15 protein-coding genes and 2 pseudogenes are annotated in these 16301 nt (G+C 58.4%); 16 read left to right on the forward strand and 1 reads right to left on the reverse strand.

The window, feature by feature from the left end:
• The first annotated feature begins 274 nt into the window (after window positions 1-274).
• From TAN611_RS03270 to deoD, 15 genes and pseudogenes are all read left to right on the forward strand, one after another.
• The gene (locus TAN611_RS03270; protein ID WP_105229674.1) at window positions 275-712 is read left to right on the forward strand and encodes a DNA polymerase III subunit psi; all 438 of its coding nucleotides are present in this window, start codon (window positions 275-277) and stop codon (window positions 710-712) included.
• Entirely contained in the window at window positions 657-1100 is a 444-nt protein-coding gene (rimI, locus tag TAN611_RS03275) for a ribosomal protein S18-alanine N-acetyltransferase (protein WP_105229675.1), read from the forward strand. Before TAN611_RS03270 ends, rimI begins: the two co-directional genes overlap by 56 nt.
• A gap of 157 nt (window positions 1101-1257) precedes the next feature.
• Entirely contained in the window at window positions 1258-1563 is a 306-nt protein-coding gene (locus tag TAN611_RS03280) for a helix-turn-helix domain-containing protein (RefSeq protein WP_203067292.1), read from the forward strand.
• Window positions 1564-1566: 3 nt separating this feature from the next.
• Window positions 1567-2837 (forward strand): annotated as a pseudogene (locus TAN611_RS03285) (type II toxin-antitoxin system HipA family toxin).
• A gap of 160 nt (window positions 2838-2997) precedes the next feature.
• Entirely contained in the window at window positions 2998-4587 is a 1590-nt protein-coding gene (gene prfC, locus TAN611_RS03290; RefSeq protein ID WP_105229678.1) for a peptide chain release factor 3, read from the forward strand.
• Window positions 4588-5087: 500 nt separating this feature from the next.
• Entirely contained in the window at window positions 5088-5726 is a 639-nt protein-coding gene (osmY, locus tag TAN611_RS03295; RefSeq protein WP_105229679.1) for a molecular chaperone OsmY, read from the forward strand.
• 105 nt (window positions 5727-5831) lie between these two features.
• The gene (locus tag TAN611_RS03300; protein WP_015670813.1) at window positions 5832-5993 is read left to right on the forward strand and encodes a DUF1328 domain-containing protein; all 162 of its coding nucleotides are present in this window, start codon (window positions 5832-5834) and stop codon (window positions 5991-5993) included.
• 57 nt (window positions 5994-6050) lie between these two features.
• Window positions 6051-6236, forward strand: coding sequence for a stress-response protein (locus TAN611_RS03305; protein ID WP_105229680.1), 186 nt, complete (start codon window positions 6051-6053; stop codon window positions 6234-6236).
• A 10-nt stretch (window positions 6237-6246) separates the two neighbouring features.
• Complete coding sequence (locus tag TAN611_RS03310; RefSeq protein ID WP_203067293.1) at window positions 6247-7347, forward strand: patatin family protein; 1101 nt, start codon at window positions 6247-6249, stop codon at window positions 7345-7347.
• On the forward strand, window positions 7344-8120 hold the full coding sequence (locus TAN611_RS03315) for a TatD family hydrolase (protein ID WP_203067294.1): 777 nt from the start codon (window positions 7344-7346) through the stop codon (window positions 8118-8120). Before TAN611_RS03310 ends, TAN611_RS03315 begins: the two co-directional genes overlap by 4 nt.
• Window positions 8121-8324: 204 nt before the next feature.
• Complete coding sequence (locus tag TAN611_RS03320) at window positions 8325-9590, forward strand: NupC/NupG family nucleoside CNT transporter (protein WP_172606352.1); 1266 nt, start codon at window positions 8325-8327, stop codon at window positions 9588-9590.
• 369 nt (window positions 9591-9959) lie between these two features.
• A complete protein-coding gene (deoC, locus tag TAN611_RS03325) occupies window positions 9960-10739 on the forward strand; it encodes a deoxyribose-phosphate aldolase (protein ID WP_203067295.1) in 780 nt (259 codons plus the stop codon).
• A 71-nt stretch (window positions 10740-10810) separates the two neighbouring features.
• Entirely contained in the window at window positions 10811-12133 is a 1323-nt protein-coding gene (deoA, locus tag TAN611_RS03330) for a thymidine phosphorylase (RefSeq protein WP_105229685.1), read from the forward strand.
• 66 nt (window positions 12134-12199) lie between these two features.
• Window positions 12200-13423, forward strand: a complete 1224-nt coding sequence (gene deoB / locus TAN611_RS03335) for a phosphopentomutase (RefSeq protein ID WP_105229686.1) — start codon at window positions 12200-12202, stop codon at window positions 13421-13423.
• A 69-nt stretch (window positions 13424-13492) separates the two neighbouring features.
• Window positions 13493-14224 (forward strand): purine-nucleoside phosphorylase, encoded by a 732-nt coding sequence (gene deoD, locus TAN611_RS03340; protein WP_105229687.1) that lies wholly within the window; start codon window positions 13493-13495, stop codon window positions 14222-14224.
• A gap of 89 nt (window positions 14225-14313) precedes the next feature.
• Here deoD and TAN611_RS03345 read toward each other — a convergent pair.
• Window positions 14314-14999, reverse strand: a pseudogene (locus TAN611_RS03345) (YtjB family periplasmic protein).
• Between the two features lie 306 nt (window positions 15000-15305).
• On the opposite strand from TAN611_RS03345, the gene serB reads away from it, so the two are divergent.
• The gene (serB, locus tag TAN611_RS03350) at window positions 15306-16283 is read left to right on the forward strand and encodes a phosphoserine phosphatase (protein ID WP_105229689.1); all 978 of its coding nucleotides are present in this window, start codon (window positions 15306-15308) and stop codon (window positions 16281-16283) included.
• The last annotated feature ends 18 nt before the right edge of the window (window positions 16284-16301 follow it).

Here is a 16301-nt window from a genome sequence, read left to right on the forward strand (position 1 = left end):
AGGTTTCGGCTCCTCAAGATTAAGCGGGGGATTATAGAGCGTTGTGCAGCGATGTTCGATGAATTTATACCCGTTACCCGTCATACTTCGAGCTGCAGATGCGTTGGCTGCGCTCAGTCACCCGAATCACTGACCAGAGTCAGCTCATCGGGATTCCTTCCCTTGCCGCCTTCCCGCAACTTGAATTTACCCGTCATGCTGCAAGCTGCAGGTGCGTTGGCCGCGTGGGTTTGTTAGCATAACGCGCTTACGGTAGCTCCTGACAGGAATCGGCATGGCATCTCAACGCGACTGGCTGTTACAACAACTGGGTATTACGCAGTGGACATTGCGCCGCCCGGCCGTGTTGCAGGGCGAAGTGGCGATCGGTCTGCCGGCGGAAACGCGCCTGTTGGTGGTGGCTGCGGCGTTGCCCGCGCCGGATGATGCGCTGTTTTGCGACGTGCTGCGCAGCCTGGGGCTGACGCCGGCGCAAACCTATGGTCTGACGCCGGAACAGGCGGCGATGCTGCCGGAAGACACGGAATGCAACAGTTGGCGGCTGGGCGTCACGGAGCCGCTTGCGGTGGCCGGCGCGCAGCTATACAGCCCGGCGCTGGCCGAGCTTTCTCTCGATGCGGGTGCGAAACGCGCACTCTGGCAGCAGATTTGTCATCATGAACAACATTTCCACCCTGACGGCGGCCGACCTGGCCACCGCCTTCAAGATTGAACAGGCCAGCCACGCCTTTCCCTGGACGCAGGCCACCTTTGCAAGCAACCAGGGCGAACGCTACCTCAACCTGAAACTGGACGCCGACGGTCAGATGGCCGGCTTTGCCATTACCCAGATCGTGCTGGATGAGGCGACGCTGTTCAATATCGCCATCGATCCGCAGCAGCAGCGCCGTGGTTACGGCCGCGCGCTGCTGAGTGCGCTGATCGCCGAGCTGGAAACGCGCGGCGTGGTTACGCTGTGGCTGGAGGTGCGCGCCTCGAACCGCAGCGCGCTGGCGCTGTATAACGATCTGGGCTTCAATGAAGTCACGGTGCGCCGCAACTATTACCCTGCCGCCGGCGGGCGTGAGGATGCGATCGTGATGGCGCTGCCGCTGGGCTGAGCCGTAAATAACTTATTTATTGTTCCCCTCCCTATTTACAACCAATTGATTGTTTTTTGTGACATATACAATAAATAGGTTGTTTTTAACCAGCATTACAACTAATTTGTTGTTTATAGATGAGAAATACAATTAATTCGTTGTTTTGAGGTGAGGGATGCGACAATTATCAGATATATCAAGGATTCTGAAAGAAAAGCGCACCGAGTTGGGCTGGAGTCAAAAAGACTTTTTGATGAAGATTGGTATGACGCAGCAGCAATATCAGCGTGTTGAATCCGGCAGTGATATTAGGATGAGCACTCTGCTACGGATATTGGCGGCGATGGATTTGGAATATGTTATCGTGCCGAAAAGGCATGCCGGTGGCGTAGAGACGTTACTGCAACAGGAAATGGGTATAACGTCGAAAGCGGATGTGTTGCAGGGGTTTGAAAAAAAGCTGAAAGATCTCGAGGACTAGCGGATGAAGGGGCAACGGCAGGTTGAATCGGTGCAGGCATTAGCTTTGATTTTGCATGGCGTGCGTGTTGGCGTGTTGGCGTGCTGGCGCATTATAGCGGAGGAAGAAATATCCTCACCTTCGATCCGCAATATATTGCTTTGCCGGAGGATAGTCGTCCGTTGTTTACCCTGAGGCAGCGGGCGCACCCGGGGTATCTTGAACAGGTTTTGCAGTCATCTCAGCGTCTTCCTCCCGTTTTATCCAATTTGTTGCCCGAAGGGGCACTGCGCAGTTGGTTGGCGCAATCGTTGAAAGTGCATGTTGATGAAGAATTTCCTTTGCTGGCATGGGCCGGCGACAACTTGCCGGGCGCGTTGGAAGCACGCGCGCTTGCCGCTAATGCGATCCCTGCCTGGTCGCTGGCGTCGCGCGGCGAGCTGGAAGCGGTACACATTGAAGTGGGACCGGATGCGCAAAAATTTTCTCTGGCAGGCGTGCAGATGAAATTTTCCTCTGTGCGTCAGGATGGTCGCTTCAATATCTCTTCTCAGGTGGGCGCAGACAGCTGGATCATCAAAACGCCCTCTACCGTTCACCGTAACGTTCCGGAAAACGAATATACGGCGATGCGGCTAGCGCAGGCGATAGGCGTGGATATTCCTGATATTGAGCTGGTTGCGTTGGGACAGCTGGATAATTTACCTGATATCCGCCTGGCTGATGAATCTTATGCTTATGCTATCCGTCGTTTCGATCGTAGTGAAAGCGGACGGGTGCATACGGAGGATTTTGCCCAAATCTTCGACCTTTATGCGCACGATAAATATCGTGGAAAAAATTACGAGCAGATAGCGGCCTATCTCTATGCGTGGAGTAGTGAACCCTTACCTGATGTGCAGCAGATGGCGCGACGACTGTTGGCAAACGTTATGCTCGCTAATGGCGATGCCCACCTCAAAAACTGGTCAATTTTTTATCCTCACCAAACCGACGTGCGGCTTTCCCCGGCTTATGACATTGTCAGCACGCGGGTTTATCTCCCGGATGAGTCAGCATCTGCGCTTAATATGGCGAGGGAAAAGCGTTGGCCAATGATTTCAATGCAAACTTTTGAGCGGTGGGCCGAGCGTATCGGTATTCCCTGGCCGGCGATACGGGTGCATCTGGTGGATGCCACCGACAAGGCGCGCACTTTATGGCCGGCGTTATTGAAAGACTTACCGATGGCGGACGGTCACAAAGCGGTGTTGCGCCAGCATTGGGCCACGTTGTCGCCAGATTTCCGGCTATAGGCAGAAGGTTTAATCTTGCCGCATCGTATCCATTGATTGTCACCGGTTGGCAAATCAGCGAAAATAACCCGCTATTATATTCATTTCACCGCTTTGCTTTGACGCCCTCAACGGCGTATGACGATGACGCAGGGCGGACTAACCGTAGAAACGTGAAAACATGTCTCCTAGTGAATTTGCCCGCGAAGTGTCGAAAAGAAGAACCTTCGCCATCATCTCGCACCCCGATGCCGGTAAAACCACCATCACCGAAAAGGTGCTGCTGTTCGGACAGGCGATCCAGACCGCCGGTACGGTAAAAGGCCGCGGCTCCAGCCAGCATGCCAAATCCGACTGGATGGAAATGGAAAAGCAGCGCGGCATCTCCATCACCACCTCGGTGATGCAGTTCCCGTACCGTGACAGCCTGGTCAATCTGCTGGATACCCCGGGGCACGAAGACTTTTCCGAGGATACCTACCGCACCCTGACCGCGGTGGACTGCTGCCTGATGGTGATCGACGCTGCGAAAGGCGTTGAGGATCGTACCCGCAAGCTGATGGAAGTCACCCGTCTGCGCGATACGCCGATCCTGACCTTTATGAACAAACTGGACCGCGATATCCGCGATCCGATGGAAGTGATGGATGAAGTCGAGCGCGAACTGAAAATCGCCTGCTCGCCAATCACCTGGCCAATCGGCTGCGGCAAGCTGTTTAAAGGGGTTTACCATCTGTACAAGGATGAAACCTACCTCTATCAGAGCGGCATGGGCCACACCATTCAGGACGTGCGGGTGGTAAAAGGGCTGGATAACCCGGAGCTGGACGAAGCGGTGGGCGAAGAGCTGGCCGCGCAGCTGCGTGAAGAGCTGGAGCTGGTGCAGGGCGCGTCGCACGAGTTTGAGCAGGAAGCGTTCCTGGCCGGCGAACTGACCCCGGTGTTCTTCGGTACCGCACTGGGCAACTTCGGCGTCGACCATATGCTCGACGGGCTGGTGTCCTGGGCGCCGACGCCGATGCCGCGTCAGTCCGACAGCCGCGAAGTGAAGGCAACGGAAGAGAAGTTCAGCGGTTTTGTGTTCAAGATTCAGGCCAATATGGACCCGAAACACCGCGACCGCGTGGCGTTTATGCGCGTGGTGTCCGGCCGCTATGAAAAAGGCATGAAGCTGCGTCAGGTGCGCACCGGCAAGGACGTGGTGATTTCAGACGCGCTGACCTTTATGGCCGGCGACCGCTCCCATGTGGAAGAAGCCTACCCGGGCGATATCATCGGCCTGCATAATCACGGCACCATTCAGATCGGCGACACCTTTACTCAGGGTGAAAGCATGAAGTTCACCGGTATTCCGAACTTCGCGCCGGAGCTGTTCCGCCGTATCCGCCTGCGCGATCCGCTGAAGCAAAAGCAACTGCTGAAGGGGTTGGTGCAGCTGTCGGAAGAGGGCGCGGTGCAGGTGTTCCGACCGATCGCCAATAACGATCTGATCGTCGGCGCGGTCGGTGTGCTGCAGTTCGATGTGGTGGTGGCGCGTCTGAAGACCGAATACAACGTGGAAGCGGTGTATGAATCGGTCAACGTTTCTACCGCCCGCTGGGTGGAGTGCGACGACGTGAAGAAGTTCGAAGAGTTCAAGCGTAAGAATGAGCAGAACCTGGCGCTGGACGGTGGCGATAACCTGTCGTATATCGCGCCGACCATGGTAAACCTCAACCTGACGCAGGAGCGTTACCCGGACGTCACCTTCCGCAAAACCCGCGAGCACTGATGTTCGTCGCGGCCCGGCATCCCATCGGTGCCGGGCCGTTGCTATTTATTAACGTCCTTCATCCTTTCCCGTTTTCTCTGTCCCTCAGATTGCTCCGTTTCGTCCGCCGAATTTTATGCGATGCGCTATATTTAGCAGGGCGTAATTGCGCAATGAATAGTCCAAATCTCTGTGATTAGTTAAAAAACCAGCGCCTTATGCGGCAGTGTTGCCAATCGGAGACAATCTGTATTATTTAAAATCAATGGGTTAGTAAGAGTGTCTCTGATGCGTCTGGATGATGTCGTTGATTAGCGACAGTATTTAGCCTGTTTTTTCAGCGATAAATCATATCTTATTGATTTTTAATGGTTGTTTAAAGTTGGCATGGCGGTTGCAATATTCCTGGCGTGGATGGCCGAACGAACAGATATCGTGAAGTATCCCTGAATCAAAGCCGCGCGAATCGCGGCGACAGAATCCGCAGGTATTCGGGATTCACCAACAAAAGGAAGAGATCGATGAAAAAGACCAAGTTTGCACAATCAATGATGGCTGTCGTATTGGGTTCCGTTCTGGTGAGCGGTAGCGCTCTGGCCGAAGGTTCGTTGCTCGATAAGGCATCCAGCGTGGCTGATAGCACTGGCAGCAAAATCGATAGCTCTATGCAAAAAGTCGACAGCTCAATGAAGAAAGTCGACGGCTATATGGATGACAGCGCGATCACCGCAAAAGTGAAAAGCGCGCTGGTGCAGGACAAGACTATTTCTTCCAGCAACGACATTTCGGTGAAAACGGAAAAAGGCGTTGTGACGCTGAGCGGCTTTGTCGCCAGCCAGGCGCTGGCTGAGCAGGCGGTCGCCGTGGCAGGCAAAGTGGAAGGCGTGAAATCCGTCAGCGATAAGCTGCACGTGAAAGATGAAGCCAAGCAGTCGGTGAAATCCTATGCCGGTGATGCCGCTGCCACCACGGAGCTGAAAGCCAAGCTGCTGGCCGATGACATCGTGCCTTCGCGCAATGTGAAAGTGGAAACCACCGACGGCGTGGTGCAGCTGTCTGGTGAAGTGAAGTCGCAGGAACAGTCTGAGCGTGCGGAAAGCATCGCCAAGGCGATTGACGGCGTGAAGAGCGTGAAGAACGATCTGACCGTTAAGCCATAATCAGCCCATCGCGGCGAACTCTGTCAGCAGGGGGCCGGTATCCGGCCCCCTTGATGCGTTTCATCACGGGCGCGCAGGCTGCGCCTCTACGGTAAGGAGAGGCTTATGTTTCGTTGGGGCATTATCTTTTTGGTGGTTGCGCTGATTGCCGCGGCATTGGGCTTTGGCAGTTTGGCGGGCACCGCCGCCTGGGCGGCAAAAGTGGTGTTTGTGGTCGGGATTATTCTGTTCCTGATCAGTCTGTTTACCGGCCGCCGTCGTCCTTAGCCGGTGGGCAAAGTGTAACAAATCTTGAGTCTTTTTCCGGCAGCAGGGGGGCAGATCATGAACAGCGACATTATCCTCGGACGTTGGAAACAGCTCAGAGGCCAGCTGTGGCAGGCCTGGGCTGAACTTTCCGGCAGCGACTGTGCATGGCTGACCGGCAGTAATGACTGCCTCTCCGGCATACTGCAAGAAGATTACGGAAGAGAGCAAGAAGAGGTATCCTCAGAAAAAACACCTTACTGAGGATCCCGGGTTGGGCTACAGAATACCCATCACGCTCGGCAATATTGAGCCGCTGGCGTATAAACCATACCGGCCTGGCAAACTGGCGCTGGTGTGCGAAGGGGGCGGGCAGCGCGGTATTTTCACCGCCGGCGTACTGGATGAGTTCCAGCGCGCCCGCTTCAACCCTTTTGAACTGATGATTGGCACCTCCGCCGGTGCGCAGAACCTTTCCGCCTTTATCTGCGGACAGATGGGTTACGCGCGTCGGGTGATCACCCGCTATACCACCACCGCCGATTTCTTTAATCCCCTGCGCTTTGTGCGCGGTGGCCACCTGATCGACCTCGACTGGCTGGTGAATATCACCTCGCAGCAGCTGCCGCTGGCGATGGACACGGCGGAACAACAGTTCCACGACGGGCGTGAGTTTCTGATGTGCGCCTGCCGCAGCGACGACTTCGAACCGACCTATTTCCCCGCCCGGCGCGCCAGCTGGCTGTCGACGATTAAAGCCTCCAGCGCCATTCCGGGTTTTTACCGTATGGGCGTCGATCTGGACGGCGTCAGCTATCAGGACGGCGGCATCAGCGACGCGATTCCGGTGGAGGAAGCCTACCGTCGCGGCGCGGATACCATCGTGGTGATCCGCACCGTGCCGTCACAGATGTACTATACGCCGCAGTGGATGAAGCGGATGGAGCAGTGGCTGAGCGAAAGCAGCCTGCAGCAGATGGTGCGCATCATGCGTCAGCATGAGCAGAGCTACCACCGTATTCAGCAGTTTATTGAGAAACCGCCGGGCGACCTGCGTATCTTTGAAATCTTCCCGCCGAAGCCGCTGGCGAGCAATGCGCTTGGCAGTCGCCTGTCGTCGCTTAATCGCGACTATCATCTGGGCCGGCGCTGCGGTCGCTATTTTCTGGCGACCGTCGGCCACTGGCTGCAGGCGGCGGAAGAGGGCGACGGCGTTATGGTGAAACGGCCGCTGTCGCGGCGTTTGCTGCAGCCGGAAAGCCTGAGTATGCCGTCGCCGATCGTCAGTGAAGTGACACAGCCGGCCGCGGCGGCGCCCGCCGAGATGCGTCTGCCGCCGGACGAACTGCCGGGCGGCAAGGGAGAGGCGCTATGAGTCTGCGTTTTACCGATACCCACTGCCACTTTGATTTCCCGCCCTTCAGCGGCCACGAGGCGGAGAGCCTGCGGCGCGCGGCGGCGGCCGGCGTGGAGCGGATTATTGTGCCGTCGGTCACTGCCGATCGCTTTGCGGGCGTGGCGGGACTGGCGGAGAAGTACCCACCGTTGTACGCCGCGCTGGGGCTGCACCCGCTGTATATCGCACAGCACCATGACGCGCAGCTGGCGCAACTGGCCGACTGGCTGGCCGCACGGCCGCCCAAACTGGCGGCGGTGGGGGAAATCGGCCTGGATCTGTATATGGACGAACCGCAGTTTGCGCGTCAGCAGACGCTGCTGCGCGCCCAGCTGCAGCTGGCGAAACGCCATGACTTGCCGGTGATTCTGCATTCACGCCGCAGCCACGATCCGCTGGCCGCCATACTGCGGCGCGCCGACCTGCCGCGTCGCGGCGTGGTGCACGGCTTTGCCGGCAGTCTGTCGCAGGCGCAGGCGTTTGTACGCCTGGGCTATTTTATCGGCGTCGGTGGCACCATCAGCTATCAGCGGGCGCAGAAAACCCGTGCGGTGATGGCGCAGCTGCCGCTCAGCGCGCTGCTGCTGGAAACCGATGCGCCGGATATGCCGCTGGCCGGCCATCAGGGCGAGCCTAACAGGCCGGAACGCGCTGCCGAGGTGTTTCAGGTGCTGTGTCAGCTGCGTTCAGAACCGCCCGAGCAAATTGCCGCTCAACTTCAGCAAAATACCCAATCCCTGTTTGCGCTATAGCCGCCGTTCTGACGGCTAAAGTGTGATTTGAGTCACGTTATAAGATTTTCGTTTGCGCCTGTTTGTATACATTTGTGATGTAAGACGAGTCTGGCGCAATATTGCTCAGTATAATCCCGCCCCGTTACCAATAGTTAGCCCACAATAATGCCGGGCAGAATCTGTTTATTTTTCACCACAGGGATACTTTGCATGCAACTCATCATGAGCCTGATTGGGATGGCGGTGTTAATTGCGATCGCGGTGCTGCTTTCCAGCAACCGGCGGGCGATCAACCTGCGCACCGTGCTCGGCGCCTTTATTATTCAAATCGCGATCGGGGCGCTGGTGCTGTACGTACCGCTGGGCCAGCGCATTCTGGGCGGGATGTCGGAAGGGGTGGCTAATGTGATCGCCTACGGCAACCAGGGTATTTCGTTTATTTTCGGCGGGCTGGTATCCGACAAAATGTTCGAACTGTTCGGCGGCGGCGGCTTTATCTTTGCGCTGCGCGTGCTGCCGGTGATTGTGTTCTTCTCGTCGCTGATCGCCGTATTGTATTACCTCGGCATTATGCAGCTGGTGATCCGCGTGCTGGGCGGCGGCCTGCAGAAAGTGCTGGGCACTTCGCGCACCGAGTCGCTGTCGGCGACCGCGAATATTTTCGTCGGGCAGACCGAAGCGCCGCTGGTGGTGCGGCCGTATATCGCCACCATGACGCAGTCCGAGCTGTTTGCCGTGATGTGCGGCGGCCTGGCGTCGGTGGCGGGTTCGGTGCTGGCCGGCTACGCGCAGATGGGCGTGCCGCTGGAATACCTGATCGCCGCTTCCTTTATGGCCGCGCCGGGCGGTTTGCTGTTCGCCAAGCTGATGGTGCCGGAAACGGAAAAAACCCATGATACGGACGATGCGACCAAACTGATCGCCGAGGAAGAGCGCCCAGCAAACGTGATTGACGCGGCGGCGTCCGGCGCGGCGTCCGGTATGCAGCTGGCGCTGAACGTCGGCGCGATGCTGCTGGCGTTTATCGCCCTGATCGCGCTGCTGAACGGCATGTTGGGCGGCATCGGCGGCTGGTTCAACTATCCGCAGCTGTCGCTGGAGCTGCTGCTGGGCTGGATCTTCTCGCCAATTGCCTTCCTGATCGGCGTGCCGTGGAGCGAGGCAATGACCGCCGGCTCCTTTATCGGCCAGAAGATTATCGTCAATGAGTTTGTCGCCTTTATGAACTTCGGCGCCTATCTGCGCCCGGATGAGGCGGTGACGGCCGACGGCTTGCAGGTGCTGTCCGCCCACACTAAGGCGATTATTTCGTTTGCGCTGTGTGGTTTCGCTAACCTTTCTTCGGTGGCGATTCTGCTGGGCGGTTTGGGCAGTATGGCGCCGAACCGTCGTCATGATATTGCGCGTCTGGGTCTGAAGGCGGTGGTGGCCGGCACCCTGTCAAACCTGATGAGTGCGACCATCGCCGGGTTCTTCCTGGCGCTGTAAACTATACTTGCGGGGCGCTGTTCTGCTTCTCCGTCGCCACGTTGGCGGCGGGGAAGCAAGCCCGTTAGACAAGGCCAGGAACGCCGCGCCGTGAGGCTTTTGTTATTCTGTGAACAATATCGCGTTATTTTGTGATTATTTTCACATATAATCTCTGACTGTTAGAGCGTTACCCCATTGGATTTTTACACCTGAACGCGGTCGGCGTATTACCGGCGTGTTCTAATCGTTACTACAGGCTGTTTGCACGTCTAGCCTAATGTGCGGTGAGAAGGACCTCAGTTGCCCTCGGGGAAGTGATTACCCCGCGCTATCTTCACGGAACCAAGTCCGCTCGCCAACAGCAAGCAGCTCAAGTTGGAGAGTTTTATGACCGAATTAACCGCCGCAGCGCAACGCGCGCTGAGCCTGATGGATTTAACCACCCTGAACGACGACGACACCGATGAGAAGGTGATCGCCTTGTGCCGTCAGGCGAACAGCCCGGCGGGCCATACCGCCGCCATCTGCATTTATCCGCGCTTTATCCCCATCGCCCGCAAAACGCTGCGCGAGCAGGGCACGCCGGATATCCGCATCGCCACCGTCACCAACTTCCCGCACGGTAACGATGATATCGACATTGCGCTGGCGGAAACCCGTGCGGCGATCGCCTACGGCGCCGACGAAGTCGACGTGGTGTTCCCATACCGCGCGCTGATGGCTGGCAATGAGCAGGTCGGTTTTGAGCTGGTGAAGCAGTGCAAGCAGGCCTGCGCCGAAGCGAATGTGTTGCTGAAAGTGATTATCGAAACCGGCGAGCTGAAAGACGCGGCGCTGATCCGCAAGGCGTCTGAAATCTCCATCAACGCCGGGGCGGACTTTATTAAAACCTCCACCGGCAAAGTACCGGTGAACGCCACGTTGGAAAGCGCCGAGCTGATGATGTCGGTGATCCGCGATATGGGCGTCGGCGAGAAGGTGGGCTTCAAGCCGGCCGGCGGCGTGCGCACCGCGGAAGAGGCGCAGCATTATCTGCAACTTGCCGCGCGTATCATGGGCGCAGACTGGGCGGATGCACGGCATTTCCGCTTCGGGGCTTCCAGCCTGTTGGCCAGCCTGCTGACCACGCTGGGCTACAGCGCGCAGACGTCCGGCAGCGGCTACTGATTCTCGCTTTCGTCCCGGCGCGTCCGGGGCGTCTTTGATAACTCTACACACGCAGATTGCAGGAGGATATTTTGTTCCTGGCACAAGAAATTATTCGTAAGAAACGCGACGGTCAGCCGCTGAGCGAAGAAGAGATTCGCTTCTTTATTAACGGTATCCGCGATAACGTCGTCTCCGAAGGGCAGATTGCCGCGCTGGCGATGACCATCTATTTTCATGATATGACCATGCCTGAGCGCGTGGCGCTGACCATGGCGATGCGCGATTCCGGCACGGTGCTGGATTGGAAGAGCCTGGATCTCAACGGCCCGGTGGTGGACAAGCACTCCACCGGCGGCGTGGGCGACGTGACGTCGCTGATGCTCGGCCCGATGGTGGCGGCCTGCGGCGGCTACGTGCCGATGATCTCCGGCCGCGGCCTGGGCCATACCGGCGGCACCCTGGATAAACTGGAGGCCATTCCCGGCTTTAATATCTTCCCGGATGACAGCGCTTTCCGTAAAATCATCAAAGAGGTCGGCGTTGCGATTATCGGCCAGACCAGCTCGCTGGCGCCGGCGGACAAACGCTTCTATGCCACACGCGATATTACCGCCACCGTGGACTCTATTCCGCTGATTACCGGTTCGATCCTGGCCAAGAAACTGGCGGAAGGGCTGGATGCGTTGGTGATGGACGTCAAGGTGGGTTCCGGCGCCTTTATGCCGACCTATGCGCTGTCGGAAGATTTGGCGCAGGCTATCGTCGGCGTCGCCAACGGCGCCGGCTGCAAAACCACGGCGCTGCTGACCGACATGAACCAGGTGCTGGCTTCCAGCGCCGGCAATGCGGTGGAAGTGCGCGAAGCGGTGCGCTTCCTGACCGGCGAATACCGCAACCCGCGCCTGCTGGAAGTCACCATGGCGCTGTGCGTGGAGATGCTGCTTTCCGGCGGCCTGGCGCAGGATGACGCTGATGCACGCGCCAAACTGCAGGCGGTGCTGGATAACGGCAAAGCGGCGGAAATCTTCGGCCGTATGGTGGCGGCGCAGCAGGGGCCGAGCGACTTTGTCGAGCGTTATGACAGCTATCTGCCGACGGCGACGCTGAGCAAGCCGGTGTACGCTGAGCGTGAAGGTATCGTCAGCGCCATGGATACCCGTGAACTGGGCATGGCGGTGGTGACCCTCGGCGGCGGCCGTCGCCGCGCCACCGACAGCATCGACTACAGCGTTGGCCTGACCGATATGGCGCGTCTGGGCGACCGCATTGACGCCAAACAGCCGCTGGCGGTGATCCATGCCAACGACGAAGAGAGCTGGCAACAGGCGGCCGAAGCGGTACGCGGTGCGATGACGCTGAGCGACCAGGCGCCGGAAGCTACGCCGGTGGTGTATAAACGCATCACCCAGTAAGGCCATTTATTAATCGAGGCGGCGCGCATTGCGCCGTCAGAGCGTGGAATCACGCGGGAGAAGACAATGAAACGTACATTTATCATGGTTCTGGACTCATTCGGCATCGGCGCCAGCGCCGACGCTGAACGTTTTGGCGACAAAGGCTCGGATACCCTGGGCCACATTGCCGAAATGTGCGCGCGTGGCGAAGCAGACACCGGCCGTAGCGGCCCGTTGACCCTGCCGAACCTCAGCCGCCTTGGTCTGGGCAAAGCGGCGCAGGAGTCCACCGGCACCTTCCCGCCGGGGCTGGACGAAAATGCCGACATCATTGGCGCTTACGGCTATGCCAGCGAACTTTCTTCCGGTAAGGACACGCCATCGGGCCACTGGGAGATCGCCGGGGTGCCGGTACTGTTCGACTGGGGCTACTTTAAAGACGAACACAACAGCTTCCCGCAGGCACTGCTGGACAAGCTGGTGGAGCGCGCCAAGCTGCCGGGCTACCTCGGCAACTGCCATTCCTCCGGTACGGTGATCCTCGATCAGCTCGGCGAAGAACACATGAAGACCGGCAAGCCGATTTTCTACACCTCGGCGGACTCGGTGTTCCAGATTGCCTGTCATGAAGAAACCTTCGGCCTGGAGCGTCTGTATGAGCTGTGCGAAATCGCCCGCGAAGAACTGACCGAAGGCGGCTACAACATCGGCCGCGTGATCGCCCGTCCGTTCGTCGGCGATAAGCCGGGCAACTTCCAGCGCACCGGCAACCGCCACGATCTGGCGGTCGAGCCGCCGGCGCCGACGGTACTGAAAAAACTGGTGGATGAGAAGGGCGGCGACGTGGTGTCCATCGGCAAGATTGCCGATATCTACGCCAACGTCGGCATTACCAAAAAGGTTAAGGCGACCGGGATTGACGCGCTGTTTGACGCCACCGTCAAAGAGATGGCGCAGGCCGGCGACAATACCATCGTGTTCACCAACTTTGTCGATTTCGACTCCTCTTACGGCCACCGCCGCGACGTGGCGGGCTACGCCGCCGCGCTGGAGCTGTTTGACCGCCGTCTGCCGGAGCTGCTGAAGCTGGTGAAAGACGACGATATGATCATCTTCACCGCCGACCACGGCTGCGACCCGACCTGGGGCGGCACCGACCATACGCGCGAGCACATTCCGGTGCTGGTCTACGGCCCGAATGTGAAACCGGGCTCGTTGGGCCACCGCGAAACCTTTGCCGATATTGGCCAGACCGTCGCGAATTATTTTGGTCTGTCGCCAATGGAATATGGCAAGACTATGTTCTAATACGCAGTTGGCGCCGGGGGAATACCCCGGCGCATTTTTATTCATGACGATAGTATAAGGAAAATAATTATGGCAACTCCGCACATTAACGCCGAAATGGGTGATTTCGCAGACGTCGTTCTGATGCCGGGCGACCCGTTACGCGCGAAATATATCGCGGAAACCTTCCTGGAAGATGCGGTGGAAGTGAACAACGTGCGCGGCATGTTGGGCTTCACCGGCACTTACAAAGGCCGCAAAATTTCCGTTATGGGTCATGGCATGGGCATCCCGTCCTGCTCCATCTACGCGCGTGAACTGATTGCGGAGTTCGGCGTGAAGAAACTGATCCGCGTGGGTTCCTGCGGCGCGGTGCGCGACGATATTAAACTGCGCGACGTGGTGATCGGTATGGGCGCCTGCACCGACTCCAAAGTGAACCGTCTGCGTTTTAAAGATCACGACTACGCGGCGATCGCGGATTTCGACATGGTGCGCAACGCGGTTGACGCTGCCGCTGCTCAGAACATCCCGGCGCGCGTCGGCAACATCTTCTCCGCCGATCTGTTCTATACGCCGGATCCGGACATGTTCCAGGTGATGAAAAAGTACGGCATTCTGGGTGTGGAAATGGAAGCGGCCGGCATTTACGGCGTGGTGGCGGAACTGCAGGAAGAGTACGGCTGTAAAGCGCTGACCATCTGCACCGTATCCGACCATATTCTGCGTCATGAGCAGACTACTTCCGCAGAGCGCCAGACCACCTTTAACGAAATGATCGTTATCGCGCTGGAATCTGTGCTGCTGGGCGACAAAGAGTAAGGCGGCCCGTCGGCGGCGTTATTGCCGCCGTGGTGACAATCACGCCGGCGGGTGCGAACCTGGCCGGCGTTTTTTATGCGCGGCAGACGCTATGGCTTGCGCGTCTCGTCGTCGCCGGATGCCGGCGCGGCGCTTTCCTGTTTTTCGTCGTCGTTTTCCGCCAGCGGCGTGTTGGCGGTCAGCAGATAGGGCGACTGCTGCCAGCGGCTGCGGCGGCCCTGCAGCAGGCAGCGCGCCAGAATAATGCCGATAGCCAGCGACAGCAGCATCATCAGCCGCAGCAGGTTGGTGGTGTTATCCACCTGTTTGGCCTCGGTCGCCAGCACGTGGGTGTCCAGGGTGATGCGGATAAAGCCGCACGGGCCGTCTTTACCTTTAATGGCTTCAACCAGCTGATTGTTGAAGTAGCCGCCGGCGCGTTTGCCGTCGAGGGACAGGCGGTCGCGTACGCTGATGGTTTCCCCGGCGTGGGCGATCAGCGTACCGTCCAGTTGGTAGACGCTGGCGTCCAGAATACGGCTGTGGTCGGTCATCTGTGTGAGGATGGCGTCGATGCGCTGATTATCAATATCGCTGTCGTCGTCAAGCAGCGGCGCCAGGCTGAAGGCGACCTGTTTCGTCAGGGTTTGGCCAGATCCTCCACCTGCTCGGAGCGCGCCAGCTGATGGCTCAGGCTAAAATAGGAGGCGCCCTGCATCAACAGCACCAATAACGCCAGGCAAATCAGAATGATGGCGGTGCGGTGCAGACGAAATTTCAGTTTGGCTGTAGCCATACGGCTTCCTTAATCTCAGAGAGAGTTTATGTTGCCAGAAGCCGGCCCGATAGGATAGCTTGAAGGGTTGTTTTGTACCCGTCATATTTCACGTTGCAGGCGTGTTGGCTACGCGCAGCCACCCGAATCACTTACCTGGGTAAGCCCAGCGGGATTCCTTCCCTTGCCGCCTTCCTGCAACGCGAACTATTTAGGGTATATCACGTGTGTTGCCTGTCTTTGCCCGCCGTTGCCGCTTTGGTTTCACGCTGCCGCAACGTAGAATCAGGCGGGTATACCTTATAGCTGCCCCTTCAGGAGTTAATGATGTCGAATAGTCTGACCTATTGTGACCTCCCGGCCGAGATCTCCCAATGGCCGGGTCTTCCCCTTTCACTGAGCGGTGACGAAGTGATGCCGCTGGATTATTGGGCGGGCCACACCGGTTGGCTACTCTACGGCAGAAAACTGGATAAAGAGCGTATCACGCAGTTCCAGCGTCGGCTCGGCGCGGCGATGGTGATCGTCACCGCCTGGCGCGTGGAGGATTACCAGGTGGTGCGTCTGGCCGGTTCGCTGACGGCGCGCGCCAAAACGCTGGCGGCGGAGAGCGGGCTGGACGTGGCGCCGCTCGGCAAGATCCCGCATCTGCGTACGCCGGGGTTGCTGGTGATGGATATGGACTCCACCGCGATTGAGATTGAGTGCATTGATGAAATCGCCAAGCTGGCGGGCGTGGGCGAGCAGGTGTCCGAAGTGACCGAGCGGGCGATGCGCGGCGAGCTGGATTTTTCCGCCAGCCTGCGGCAGCGGGTCGGTACGCTGAAGGGCGCCGATGCCAATATCCTCAAACAGGTGCGCGATAACCTGCCGCTGATGCCGGGGCTGGTCAATCTGGTGCGGAAGCTGCAGGCGCTGGACTGGCACGTTGCCATCGCGTCCGGCGGCTTCACCTATTATGCCGAGCACCTGCGCGATACGCTGAAGCTGGTGGCGGTGGCCGCCAATGAGCTGGAAATCCGCGACGGTAAGCTGACCGGCGAAGTGGTGGGACCGATTGTCGATGCTCAGTACAAGGCCGATACGCTGACGCAGCTGGCAGAAAAGTTGGGCATTGAGCCGCAGCAGACCGTGGCGATCGGCGACGGCGCCAACGATGTGAAAATGATGCAGGCGGCGGGGCTGGGCATTGCCTATCACGCCAAGCCGACGGTGTATGACAAGGCTCAGGTGGCGATTCGTCATGCCGATCTGATCGGCGTATTATGCGTGCTGAGCGGCAGCCTGAAACACGAAGTGCGCTAATCGTTGCCCGCCGGCGCG

It is taken from the genome of Serratia sp. Tan611 (genome assembly GCF_905188235.1).
Taxonomy (GTDB): domain Bacteria; phylum Pseudomonadota; class Gammaproteobacteria; order Enterobacterales; family Enterobacteriaceae; genus Serratia_B; species Serratia_B rhizosphaerae.